Source organism: Bythopirellula sp., from assembly GCF_041737835.1.
GTDB lineage: Bacteria > Planctomycetota > Planctomycetia > Pirellulales > Lacipirellulaceae > Bythopirellula.
The window spans coordinates 21,509-33,910 of the sequence record NZ_JBGSQY010000023.1 but is presented as its reverse complement, the minus strand read 5'-3'; the positions used below and the strand labels follow the sequence as shown (position 1 = coordinate 33,910).

Here is a 12,402-nt window from a genome sequence, read left to right as displayed (position 1 = left end):
TAAGTTCGCAGTCGCTGCTTACCCAACGTGTGGGCGACCTGCAGAATTCGCTTCGGAGACTTGCTCGTCTGGGACATGCCTTCCACTACGATGACACGAAAAGCATTGTTTAGCTAGCAGGTGAGGGTTTTCGACAGAGCACTCCTGTCCCCTTCAATTACTTGCCGCTCGGAAGTTATCATCCAGGTGTGATCCAGACGGCTCACATCGATGGCAGCGTGCATGTCCTTTCGGATGACATCGATTTGGTCACCTACAAAGCCCTTGCCACTTGTAATGGGGAAGAAGTTGTCGACACTTCCGGAATCTAGCGTGCCGATTGTCGTGAGCAACTCTCGTGGCAAGGCTTTGCTCCTTCTTTTGGCCCTACTGCTGTTGCCAGGTTGCAAGGAAGGGCCAGAGACCGCGCCCGCGCGCGGCACTGTTTATTACAACGATCAGCCTTTGCCTTATGGCTCGATCATGTTTCAACCGGAACGGGGACAACCGGCCACGGGCCAGATACAATCCGATGGCACGTTCGAGATGGCCTCGTTTCGCCCGGGCGATGGAGCTACCGTTGGTCCCCAAAAGGTGCGCATCAATTGCTACTCTTCGCAGGCTCCTGGTGAGCAGGCCAAACCCGTCGTGGGGGAACGCTCGATCGGCCGACTGCTGATTCCCCAGCAATACACTTCTTTTGAAATGAGCGGACTCACCGCAGAGGTGAAGTCCGGCGAGAACGAGCCGTTTGAGTTTCGACTCACGGGTCCACCTGTTCAGTTTCCAAAATAACTCCGAACCCGCGATGAACCGAGTGCTCAGATCTGTTTTGATTCTCCTCACTCTTTCGCTGGGTCTCGAAAGTCATTCTCTCGGCGCGGAACCGCCACCCGTGCGGGGCGTGTGGGTCGCGAACGTCGGTTCCGAGACATTACAAAGTCCCGCAAGCATACGCGAGTTTGTCGAACTCGCCGATCGCGTCGGCGTCAACACGTTGTATGTCGTGGTCTGGAATCGCGGCTACACGGTCTATCCCAGCGCGTTAATGCAGCGCGAATTCAATAGGAGTTGCGATCCCCGCTACGAAGGGTTCGACGTACTTAAAGAATTCGTGACCGCGGGCCACGCGAAAAAAATGCGCGTGATCGCTTGGTTTGAATTTGGCTTCGCCGCATCCAACGGTGATCCCACGGGAGGACCTATTCTGCGAGCCCGGCCCGAGTGGGCGGCCCGGGATCTTCATGGCCAAATCGCTACGATGAACGACTTTCAATGGATGAACGCGTTTCACCCCGAAGTTCAGGACTTCGTCTTGGGATTGTTGAAAGAGATTCTGGTCAACTATGAAGTTGACGGAGTTCAAGGAGATGACCGTTTGCCGGCATGCCCGAACGTGGCAGGCTATGATTCTTGGACCGTGAATACCTACCGTGAACAGCACGAAGGAAGATTCCCCCCCAACAACCCACTCGATGCCGGCTGGATTGATTGGCGGGCCAATTTACTTACCCAGTTCATGGAGCGCATGCACCAAGAACTCAAACGGGTTTCGCCGACCTGCACCATTTCTTCAGCTCCCAGCGTTTTTCCGTGGTCCAAGCAAAATTATTTGCAAGATTGGCCCACCTGGGTCGCGCGGGGTTGGGTCGATGAAGTCTGCCCCCAAATATATCGCCAAGATATTCTCAGTTATCAGGCTGAGCTTGAGAAAATTCTCACCAAACAAGTCAGCAAATCCAATCACTCCAAGATCTTTCCCGGTGTGTTGGTTCGTACGGGTGCCCAATTGCACAATGATCGCACTGTATTTTTGGAAATGGTCGGGGCCAATCGTGCAGCGGGAATTAACGGCGAAGTCATTTTCTACGATGCAGCCATGCGCGATCATCCCGAGTGGTTTGAAGCAGCTTGGTAGTAGGCCTGATGATTATTGTCGCGGTTAGCAAATGATAAGAACAACGTCTGCAATGAAGAAGGTGAGCTCGTATAGTCCGGGGCATGAAAAATGGACAGCCAAATCATTTTCACAGACATCTCGGCAGTCTGAGAAGAGTGTACGAAGTAGACTTATTTCCAATCCTATATATGGAGTCAATTCGCTTCGACGATCAGAAAATTCATGGCCTTACCATTTCCCACTAGTAAACTTTGTGTATGCATGCCACCTGCGAAAAAGTATGAATATCACTGCGTTAAATGCATTTTATCATCGAAAATGGTGAGAGTTGATTCACATTGCACTGAGCAGTACTTGAGCGGTCTGCGAAAGTTGAGTGGCACTTGCGATCCTGCTCGTTAGAAAGCCAAACAGGGTACGTGCCGGGTGTTATCCCTTATAGCATACCCCTTATGCGCTGCAAATGAGACGCACTGCCAACCAATGACAGGTAACCTAACGTGAGGTTTCAGCAAGACTTAAAGAAAGTGGCGGGGGCCGGATTCGAACCGACGACCTCGAGGTTATGAGCCTCGCGAGCTACCTGGCTGCTCCACCCCGCGTCATTGAGATTTGTTATCCTAGCATGATCATCGCGAATGGGAAAGTGGCACTTTTCCCGATTCACGCGGCCAAACGTTTCGGACCCCCAGACTATCGGCAATCGTGCCCAAGATTTCTCGGTAGCGACTAGCCGCGCCGACCAGTTTTGCTAATCGGCACGAGCCGCACAATTGCCGGGCCAACACTTGGCAGTGCTCGAAAGTCGCTGGTTTGGCTCTTTCTATGCCCGACAAAATCGTGGACGCTGAGTGGGTAATTCGTTTGGGAACGCGGGTCTTTGCTTGTCCAGTATTTCAGTGACTCGTAGACTGCATTGAGCGAAAATTTTCGGCGTCTGTCCGAAAAGTGCCGCGACGGGACGGAGTGGTGGGACATGGCTGGTTCGGAGCCGCATTTAGGCGTCGGCGACGACCTGATGAAGGTCGATGCGGCTCCCGTTGTGCCTATTGTCGTTGTGAACAAACCGCCTGCTCCTCCTCCGCCACCACCTCCCGCATCTCAATCGGATTCCCAAGATGACGATTCACTGCCGGGGTTGCCCACGCTTGGCGAACTTCTGGAAGATTCGCCGCCGTGGTTGGTGAGCGCGGTGTTTCACATGCTGGTGGTCATCATACTGGGACTGATTGTCATCCAGCCGAACCTGCGGCAAGGATTCTCGCTGCAATTCGACACGGTTGACTCGGAGATCCCGATCGATGGTGAATTGGACATGCCGATTGGTGTGCCTGAGGGTGAAATGAATGCCTTGCTTGAGGCGGAAGCCCCTCTGGAAGTTGAGGAGCTTGCCACTGAAGCTCTGACAGTCACTGATCCACTTATTCCAATCGACTCGTTGACGGGTGAAGTCGAGCCAATTCGCTTGGCACTTTCCGGTCGCAAGTCGGGGATGCAGGAGGCGCTGTTGGGCGCGTATGGCGGAACGGGAGGAACCCAAAACGCGGTGCGAGAAGCCCTGAATTGGCTCGCGCGAAATCAGGGCCGGCAAGGACTGTGGAGTTTGCAAGGACCCTATAAAAACGGGTCCGTGAACGAAAACGTCGAAGCCGCCACGGCGATGGCGCTGCTGGCCTTTCAAGGAGCGGGCTATACTCCGCAGAGCGATCCCGATGGTCCGTTCACCGAAACCGTCACCCGGGGTTGGAAAGCGCTTTTGAAACAACAATCCGACACGGGGAATTTCTTTCAGTCGGGGCAGGGGACCGCGCAGCTTTATACGCAAGCCCTCTGTACGATCGCCATTTGCGAGCTTTACGGCATGACCCGTGACGAGCGCTATCGTAAGCCGGCTCAGCTGGCCGTTGATTACTGCGTGAGCGTGCAAGCTCCCGAAGGTGGGTGGAAGTATTTCCCCGGTTCGGGTAGCGATCTTTCTGTCACGGGTTGGTTCATGATGGCTATGCAAAGCGCGCGGATGGGTGAACTGAAAGTCCCGGAAAAAACCTTGCAAGAGATCAACAAATTCCTTGATTCGGTCAGTCACGAATACGGCAGCTACTATTCCTATCAAGATAATTCTCCGCCATCCAAAAGCATGACCGCCGAAGGATTGCTCTGCCGGCAGTACTTGGGTTGGCAGCGTGATGACGACCGTTTGGTTGTTGGTGCGAATTATTTGATTGAGAACTTGCCCGATTGGGACCGTAGCGACCGCGATGCTTACTATTGGTATTACGCCACGCAGGTCTGTCACCACATGGAAGGCAAGCATTGGCAAGCTTGGAACAACGTGATGCGCGAACTGCTTCCCCAAAAGCAGGTAAAAACTGGCCGCGAACGGGGGAGTTGGGACCCCAGCGGCTTCCGTTGGAACAGCGAAGGGGGCCGGTTGTTTATCACCTGCCTGTCGACTTACATGTTGGAGGTGTATTACCGCCACCTGCCGATTTACCAGCAGGAACGAATCGGGCGACTCTAATCGCCCGATTTTCGACGGCAAACCGTAAAAAAGGTGGACATTTGCGGTTCTTTGCTGGCCAATATTCGTACTAATTTGAGGAAATTCCGTAGGTTGCTTCAAAAAAATTGACGTAACGGCGTGGCCAACTAAAGTGAATTCTGAGGCAAGGAAATCACGCTCACGATGAGCGCTCTTCCGAGAAAGGGCTTTGTCGGAACGACTGCAGCGGGCAGCTGCAATGCCAATAGGGGCTATCGCGTCGGAATCTAGACGCACGGAACGTCCCTCCAAATTGACCTAATAACGTGATGCTGCGCACCAACGTCACGATTGTGCTGGTGCTGCGCGCCATGTTTATAAAACACTGATTACTCATCTCCGGAATATGGGTGGACTTATGAAGAGAACCGTAGCTTGTCGTTCGTTGTTGGTGGCTATTGCTGCCTTGTCTGCTTGCTTCGTGCAACAAACCCACGCCGACATCATCCATTCGAACGTCACAGGCAATTCGGTCTGGTTCACAAACATTTCCGAAGGCTCGCCCACGGGCGATACCTTGCCGCTCTACGGTCAGCCAATTTCCGTGGCCGACCAACTGATCTTTTCGCCCACGGCCGGGTTTTCCGCGGTTTCCACGAGTGGTGGTCCCGCGAATCAAACCGACGGCAAGCTCACGTTCACGGTCGAAGCGAAGCCGGGTGCCTTCATCGATGCTTTGAGCTTCGATGAAATAGGCTTGACGATCCTTAACGCCCCTTTTGGCGGTGATGCGTTCACTTCGGTTCTTGCCTTCGCCGAAATCAAAGTGTTGGAAATCAATCACGTGGGTGTCGTTTCCGCCTCTACAACGCACTTCTACAACTTTGCTCCGGATAGTTCGTTCCTGCATTCCGCCGATGCGAGTGGTCCCAGCTTCGCGACCGCGTGGGCCGGTTCGCTGCTTGTGCCGATGCCCGTGGATGTGACGAAAGTCTTGGTGACCGTCGACAATCATCTTTATGCCGCGACCGTCGGCGTGGGCACTGGTGCCCTGATCGACAAAAAGGGTTTTAATGTGACCGTCACGCCGAGCGGTCAGCCCCACACGGTCCCCGAACCAGCGACCGTGGCCATGGGCTTGGTTTGCCTGGGCGGCTTGCTTGTGCGACGCCAAGGCAGTTGAAGGACTGTCGACGATAAGACTGTAGACGGTGGGACGGTAGACTGTGGATATATTAAATTCAGTCCCTAGTCCACCGTCTTTCTCTGTGTAGGCCGGAACAAGCTCCGCGCAGTTCCGGCATCTTCGCGTGTTCCGCTTCTTGCCGGAACTTCGTACAACTCGTTCGCGGCCTACAAGACCACCGTCCCACGGTCCTCCTTCTCAGGTTTGCGAGCTTGGCCAGGTTTGCTTGGTTTGCAGCCCCCCTGAGCATGCAAAGCTCAAATTTTCGCGTCTGAGTTTTTGCGTCTGGGCTGGGGTCCCAACTTTCGCGCCGAAAGTCTTGGGTTTTGTCACTTGGCCCTGTCGCAAGTGTTGAAATTTCAAGCTCTTGCGAAAATCACACGTGCCAAATCGAGTCGACTTTTGGACAAAACGCGCGCTAAGTGCGTTCCAAAAATCAGTCTACGGACTCAATTTTCAAAGATCATGCCTACTATCGGGCGTACACCATTATCGCGATTGTGAAGCAACTCGCCACAACGATTCTTGGCCGGGGTGAAGATATTAAACCACGTAAAATCCCTGAGCCCAAACGCGCTAGCGTGGGGTTCTTCGGCGGCTGAACACGGTAAACATTCGAGACAATTCCAGAACCCGCCGCTAGCGCGTTGCGGCTCATGAATATGCGTCTTCTGTGCCGAACCTGAGGGATATTTCATAAAGAGCTTGCGACAAGACGTGATTCGCGTCGAATACCTCTCGTGCTGCGCACACCGACACGAACCCGGTCGAGTCTTTTCGCCTACGGTCCGATTTGCGGATGTCGTGTCGGTGCTACCCCGCTACAACAGAAAACAAAGCGAGGCGACGATTCAATCCAAGGAATGAAGTGATCGCGATGGCAGCTAGCCCCGCCGATGTCGGTTCGGGAACAGCCACGAGAGCCTGCGTACCGCCCTGTCCGTAGTTGTCTTGCCAGATTTCCAAATCGGCGGCATCGACAAGACCATCGTTGTTGTCATCGGCTCGCAGACGAGCCGTCTGACCGGAGTCGCGTTGCCAAACCAAAAAGTCCCTTCCATCGACGTCGCCATCGGCATCGAAGTCGCCGGGACTCGCGGATATCAATGAGCCGCTGCGGGAAATAATCTCGAAGGAGTGCCAAGGCATTGCATACGAGTCATGACTACCGCCGCTGGGTGAAGGGACGTCGATGAGCGTCACTGTCCATTCGCCTGAAGGGTCCTCTCCCCAGAAGGCGTTGCTGGTGTATGTCCAATCCAGGTTGACAGTTCCGCTCTCAGGACTAGCAAGCGAACAGTTGCATAAGGCAGGTGTCAGAAAGACGCTCTGCGTTCCGGACGGCGAGGTCAGCACTCCTTTGATGTCTTCGACGTACGAAAAGAAATTCTGATTCTTGTTTATTCGCAATCGTATCTGCACTTCCTCCAAGAGACCTCCTTCGGCAATCGATACGCTCCTAGAAATTCCAGCTGCGTTGTTTTCTGGAATAGTTGCCCCGACCGAGATTAATCCCGTAGTCTGCGTCTGAAGTGGCGTCACGCCGGTGAACTCAGTCGCCGCTCGCGTGAGGGCGTCAACATCGACCAGACCGAACCCGTAGTTATTGTTGAAGTGATATCCTGCTCCGTTTGTTATCCATCCGCCGGTCGAACTAGCGTCCGTCGCGTCAATCACTCGACTCGTCGCAGCAAGAAGGTGCTTGGCAAATCGCGCGTCGAGTCGTGGTTGAGCCTCCTTTGCGAGAGCGATCGCGCCCGAGACCATCGGTGCGGTCGAAGACGTGCCGCCGAATACTGTGAGTAATCTAGGTCTGGAAAACTGTCTGGATAGGACGATTCTCCTGCGCCTGAAATGTTGTACCCACTCTCTCCAGTGCCATCCGTTGTTACGACATCGAACGGCGTCACTACCGAAGATGCCGCCGATGGTGCCGTGACAAATATGTTTGCGCCGTAATTGCTGTACGTCGAGAAACGGCCATTTGACCCAGCTGCTGCAACAACGATGGTCTCAGGAAGATGTGCAATGTAGAGTTTGTTCGCATCCGCGCGAGCGTTGCCGGCCCCTTGCACGAATATTGTTCCTTGGGAAACAACAGACCGGACAGACTGCTCCATATTTCTCACAGCCGGATACATTAACGCGGCATATCGACCGCTCGATTCGGCAAAGCTGAGGTTCTTGACGTCGATTTCGCCCCCTCGATAGGCGATCGCATTGGAGAGCGCATTCACCAAGGTGGTGTTGTTGTTAGGTACGCCGGCTCCCTCATGGAAGCGAAGTGAGGCCATTGCCAGCCGGGGAGCGACGCCTGTTACCCCGATCCCATTTCCACCGCGAGCGCCGAGAATTCCCGCAACGCTAGTTGCGTGTGAACTTAATCCAGTCGCCGTTAATGGTGATGTGGTGTCGCGAGGATCAGAGTCGTTGTCTACAAAATCCCAACTGAAACCACTCTCATAATTTGCCGCGAGATCCGGGTGCGTGTATTCGAACGCTCCTTCAAGCACGCCCACAACGATCCCCTCGCCGGTAAGTCCTTGCTCCCAAGCGCCTTGGACATTCATGTCAATTGCAGCGCCGGTGAGCTGTTTATCTAAGTACCATTGTCCGTTGAAACTCTCTGACGGTGATGAAAAGAAATACGGGTCATCAGGAACAAAAGGCGCACTCTGCCCCAGTGCCACGCTTGAGCAAAGCAGGCAAAAGATCGCCAACAGAATCTGGCGGCAAAACTTCATGCAGTCGGGTTCCTCGCATCTCAAAGAAAAGACACCACGAGGATTCTAATTGATGGCCTTTGCCGGGAGAATAGTGGGTCCCAAAGTCCATCCCTTTTCGGATTAGATAAAACTTGCCCTAGAGTGCCTGGTAGATACCGACGCCGAAGCAGATCCTTCGACCCGGATCGAACTTCAGCAAACGCCTTTTGACTCGTCTGGCTTTTATATCGAAGGCATGCACGATTGTGGAGGAATTCAGTCATCTTGCGTATTTCTCTCCCTAAATTGCAACAACGCCCGATTGAGCGAAAACCGGCCCGCGATTAGCTTGGGAGAGTCGGCCAATTGGGCCGCTTTTCGTACTTCTCTTTGTCCTAACGCAACGCCAAGCGGTGAGCGGAACTCCGCGTGGTCGCGGCATCTGTTCTGTTTCGAGGCGTGCCATCGGTATGAAGAATCGCTATCTCTTTGTCGTAGTGGCTCTGAGCGGGTTGATGCCATCCTTCGGCTACGGTCAGCTCCCTGCCTTTTCTGGGGCTGAGGGTCCGGGGGCGACCGCATCGGGCGGGCGTGGTGGCGATGTCTATCATGTCACGAATCTGGAATTCGATAAGGACGGCCTCATTCCTGGCAGCTTCAAGTATGGGATCAATAATGCGCCTGCCGCTGGGCGCACGATCGTGTTCGACGTGGGGGGAACGATCTTTCAGAACGGCGGCGGGTCGGGCTGGTGGTTCCGTTCTGGTAGGAGCAATATCACCGTGGCTGGGCAAACTGCGCCGGGACCAGGTGTCACGATCGCGGGGGTGGCGACGAAGTTTACCGGCGATAACGTCGTGCTGCGGAACATCACGGTCCGGCCGGGGAAGGACCCGGTGAATCCCACGAGCTTTACTTACGATGCGTTTAGTTTGCAGCTTACGAATTCCGTGGTTGACCATGTGACGGCGAGTTGGTTCACCGACGAAGGGATTTCGCAGACCGACGCGGGGGCTAATTCCACGATTCAGTATTCGTTGATCAATGAGGGGCTCAATTATAACGGACATTCGTACGGTTCGATCATTGCGACGGAAGTCGATGGCGCTCAGGCGTCATATCACCACAACTTGTATGCGCACAACAACTCGCGTATGCCACGGTTGGGAAGCGTGACGGGAGCAACCGGTGCCGTCACGAATATGGCCAACAATGTGTTCTATAACTGGGTCAATCGAGCCGGCTACTCGGGAACGGATCAAAACAGCAGCACGAACTTTTTGAACAATTACTACATCAAAGGGAATAACAACGGGCAGACGATCTTCACAGGGGGAGACGACGCCACCCCCACGGGCACGACGAAGATCTACGAGAATGGCGGGAACAAACGCGATCTCGATAAAGACGGCACCTTTGATGGCACGGTGTTCAACAGAACGTCGGGGAGCCCCACGGCTTTTGCCGGCACACAGGTGTTTGTGAACGAAGCTTTTCCAGTTGCTGGAACATCGGTTTTAGAAACGGCCGACGTGGCACTTCAGCGCGTGCTTGACTATGGCGGGGCGAACTGGACCAACCGCAATCCAATCGATGAACGGATCGTGCAGAGCGTGCGCACGGGGACGGGCAGCGTAATCAACGACCTTACGACAGGAGTTCAGGCCACGGAATGGTCGACGGTTTTGTCGCAAGTCGCCAGCGGTGGTGTTGCTCCTTTTACCCGCGCTGCGAATTGGGATACCGATCAAGACGGCATGCCTGACCATTGGGAACAGCATCACGGGCTGGATGCCAATGTGGCGAACAACAATGCCGACTTCGATAACGACGGCTACAGCGACCTAGAAGAATATCTCAACGAGATATCGGCGTGGCCCGCCGCGACACCCATTGAGTTCAAAAATGATCTGGCCAACGGGCGTTTTGCTAACATTCAAAACTGGGAAGTCAAAGGCCAGCAAGTCAACATCGCGGGGCAGGGGATGGTCACGCCGACGTCGTATTGGCAGCCGTCAAAGTTTGATTCGGCCGTGATCAACAACGGCACTGTCGTGGTCGACGCCGTCGGGCAACACGCGGGCAATGTCATTTTGGCGATGAACTCCGGTGACAACGCAACGCTCAATATCACCAATGGTTGGCTCCATGTCGAAGATGCCGTTTACGGAATGAGTGATGGAATTGTGGCGATCGGCGATAACCCGACGGCGACGGCCGAACTTAATCTCTCGGGGGGCAAGCTCACGACGAAGACGCTGTTGAAAGGCTCGGGCGGAACTTTTAATTTCACGGGCGGCGTGCTCAGTGCCGAGACGGTAGGCTTCACGCTCGTGAACAACGGCGGCACGATCGCGCCGGGGAACAGTCCTGGCGTGACTCACGTGATGGGCGACCTCACGATGAACAGCGGCGCAATTGAAATCGAGATCGCTGGGAATGCAGCAAACGAGTACGACGCCGTCTGGGTGGATGGCACGCTCGCGGCGGGTGGGTCGCTGAATGTGCTGCTCAATGATTATTCGCCCCTTGAAGGTGACGTTTTTGAGATTTTCAGTTTCAGCCTCGCAACAGGCGAATTCGAACTCAATCTGCCCGAGCTAACGAGCGGCTTGGCTTGGGATTCATCGGAATTGCTTGTTAGTGGGGCGTTATCAGTCGTCGCTGCAGTCGCTCAAGACGGCGATTTCGACGGCGACGGGGATGTTGATGGCCGCGATTTTCTCATGTGGCAACGGGGCGAGACAAGCGATCCACACAGCCCGACCGAGCTGGAGCAGTGGCAGAATGGTTACAACGCTGGGCAACTTGCTGCTTCAACGGCTGTGCCCGAACCAAGTTCTTTGATGCTGGTAATGGGACTGTTGATCGGTGGGATTTGTCGATGCGGTGGAGCAGCTAAAGGATAGGTAAACGATGCTTAGAGGCTACTCTTTTGCGACGGCTCTATTTTTGTGCGTCATGGTGAACATGGCGCGCGGAGATGTGACGTTCACCGTTGGTCCTAGCGGTCAATATGCCACGGTGCAAGCCGCGGTCGATGCCGTGCCGGCGAACAACACGGTGCGGCATGTCATCGAGATCACGCCGGGGGAATATCAGCAGCGAGTAATTGTTCCGGATAACAAACCCTTCATCACACTCCGCGGCAAAGGGGCGACCGCGGCCGATACGAAGTTGACATTCTATGAGACCGCCAGCACGCTACCCAACGAATCAACAGTTCATGCGAGCACCGTGATTCGCGGTAAGGATTTCATCGCCGAGAATCTGACATTCGAGAACACCGCCGGCCAGAATGCGGGGCAGGCATTGGCCATTTACGTACGCGGCGACCGCGCGATCTTCAACAATTGCCGCTTTCTCGGTTGGCAGGATACGCTCCGCAGTGAATCCGGGCGACACTACTTTTACGATTCCTACGTCGAAGGGAGCGTCGATTTTATTTACGGCAAGGGAACGGCCTTTTTCGAGAACTCCATGCTATTCGCGAAGGTCGGTGGTTACGTGACCGCCCAAGGTCGCGAATCAGCCGCCGAAACCAATGGCTATGTATTTAAGAATTCGACGATCACCGGCACGGCCCCCAACGGCAGCGTCTATTTGGGTCGACCTTGGCAGGCATATTCGCGGTCGATATTTATCGACACCAAGATGGGGCCGCTGATCAATTCGCTTGGGTGGCAAACGTGGTCAGGCAACAATCATCTGACGTCGTACTTCGCCGAATACAACAGCATGGATTTGGCTGGCAATCCCATCAATGTGTCGGGCCGTGCTGCTTGGTCGCATCAACTCACGGCCGAGCAAGTCGCACTCTATTCCAAAGAAAATTGGCTGGCCGGGACAGACGGTTGGAACCCCATCATTGCAGAACCAATGGACCCGTCGGCCGACTTTGATGGCGATGGAGATATTGATGGCCGGGATTTTCTTGTTTGGCAGCGCGGTTTTGGGATGAATGGCCAGAGCGACAATTCGACCGGTGATGCCAACTTCGACGGAGTGGTCAACGAGTTGGACCTCGTGGTATGGCATGAACAGTATGGCGAGCCAAACGCAGATTTCGTGGCGGCGCTCATTCCCGAACCCGCAACCACAAGTTTGGCGGTGCTGGGGCTCGCGCTGTTTTTATTCCGTTGGTAGCACT

9 protein-coding genes and 1 tRNA gene are annotated in these 12,402 nt (G+C 54.5%); 7 read left to right on the top strand and 3 right to left on the bottom strand.

Features of this window, described 5'->3' with window-relative positions:
• Window positions 1-161 precede the first annotated feature (161 nt).
• Genes AC6T8Q_RS07400 through AC6T8Q_RS07390 form a run of 3 tightly spaced genes read left to right on the top strand, consistent with a single transcriptional unit; the run spans window position 162 to window position 1,897 of the window.
• Window positions 162-311, top strand: a complete 150-nt coding sequence (locus AC6T8Q_RS07400; protein WP_500678466.1) for an H-X9-DG-CTERM domain-containing protein — start codon at window positions 162-164, stop codon at window positions 309-311.
• A 1-nt stretch (window position 312) separates the two neighbouring features.
• Window positions 313-774, top strand: coding sequence for a hypothetical protein (locus AC6T8Q_RS07395; protein ID WP_500678465.1), 462 nt, complete (start codon window positions 313-315; stop codon window positions 772-774).
• Between the two features lie 22 nt (window positions 775-796).
• Complete coding sequence (locus AC6T8Q_RS07390; protein WP_500678464.1) at window positions 797-1,897, top strand: glycoside hydrolase family 10-like protein; 1,101 nt, start codon at window positions 797-799, stop codon at window positions 1,895-1,897.
• A gap of 510 nt (window positions 1,898-2,407) precedes the next feature.
• Here the strand turns inward: AC6T8Q_RS07390 and AC6T8Q_RS07385 are convergent.
• A tRNA-Met gene (locus AC6T8Q_RS07385) sits at window positions 2,408-2,481 on the bottom strand.
• A gap of 374 nt (window positions 2,482-2,855) precedes the next feature.
• On the opposite strand from AC6T8Q_RS07385, the gene AC6T8Q_RS07380 reads away from it, so the two are divergent.
• Both AC6T8Q_RS07380 and AC6T8Q_RS07375 read left to right on the top strand, forming a co-directional pair.
• Entirely contained in the window at window positions 2,856-4,400 is a 1,545-nt protein-coding gene (locus tag AC6T8Q_RS07380) for a prenyltransferase/squalene oxidase repeat-containing protein (protein ID WP_500678463.1), read from the top strand.
• Between the two features lie 379 nt (window positions 4,401-4,779).
• Window positions 4,780-5,544, top strand: coding sequence for a hypothetical protein (locus AC6T8Q_RS07375; protein ID WP_500678462.1), 765 nt, complete (start codon window positions 4,780-4,782; stop codon window positions 5,542-5,544).
• Window positions 5,545-6,360: 816 nt separating this feature from the next.
• Here AC6T8Q_RS07375 and AC6T8Q_RS07370 read toward each other — a convergent pair.
• Window positions 6,361-7,314 (bottom strand): proprotein convertase P-domain-containing protein, encoded by a 954-nt coding sequence (locus AC6T8Q_RS07370; protein WP_500678461.1) that lies wholly within the window; start codon window positions 7,312-7,314, stop codon window positions 6,361-6,363.
• Complete coding sequence (locus tag AC6T8Q_RS07365) at window positions 7,221-8,291, bottom strand: S8 family serine peptidase (protein ID WP_500678460.1); 1,071 nt, start codon at window positions 8,289-8,291, stop codon at window positions 7,221-7,223. Before AC6T8Q_RS07365 ends, AC6T8Q_RS07370 begins: the two co-directional genes overlap by 94 nt.
• Window positions 8,292-8,722: 431 nt before the next feature.
• Between AC6T8Q_RS07365 and AC6T8Q_RS07360 the strand changes: the two genes are divergently transcribed.
• Window positions 8,723-11,161, top strand: a complete 2,439-nt coding sequence (locus tag AC6T8Q_RS07360) for a hypothetical protein (protein ID WP_500678459.1) — start codon at window positions 8,723-8,725, stop codon at window positions 11,159-11,161.
• A gap of 7 nt (window positions 11,162-11,168) precedes the next feature.
• Window positions 11,169-12,398 carry a pectinesterase family protein gene (locus tag AC6T8Q_RS07355; protein WP_500678458.1) on the top strand — a complete coding sequence of 410 codons (1,230 nt, stop codon included), beginning with the start codon at window positions 11,169-11,171 and terminating at the stop codon, window positions 12,396-12,398.
• Window positions 12,399-12,402: the final 4 nt, after the last annotated feature.

Bases quoted from the DNA above. Each gene is read 5' to 3' on its own strand.
- AC6T8Q_RS07355 (WP_500678458.1), top strand. From the start codon at position 11,169: ATGCTTAGAGGCTACTCTTTTGCGACGGCTCTATTTTTGTGCGTCATG.
- AC6T8Q_RS07365 (WP_500678460.1), bottom strand. From the start codon at position 8,291: ATGAAGTTTTGCCGCCAGATTCTGTTGGCGATCTTTTGCCTGCTTTGC.
- AC6T8Q_RS07380 (WP_500678463.1), top strand. From the start codon at position 2,856: ATGGCTGGTTCGGAGCCGCATTTAGGCGTCGGCGACGACCTGATGAAG.
- AC6T8Q_RS07370 (WP_500678461.1), bottom strand. From the start codon at position 7,314: ATGGTCTCGGGCGCGATCGCTCTCGCAAAGGAGGCTCAACCACGACTC.
- AC6T8Q_RS07375 (WP_500678462.1), top strand. From the start codon at position 4,780: ATGAAGAGAACCGTAGCTTGTCGTTCGTTGTTGGTGGCTATTGCTGCC.
- AC6T8Q_RS07360 (WP_500678459.1), top strand. From the start codon at position 8,723: ATGAAGAATCGCTATCTCTTTGTCGTAGTGGCTCTGAGCGGGTTGATG.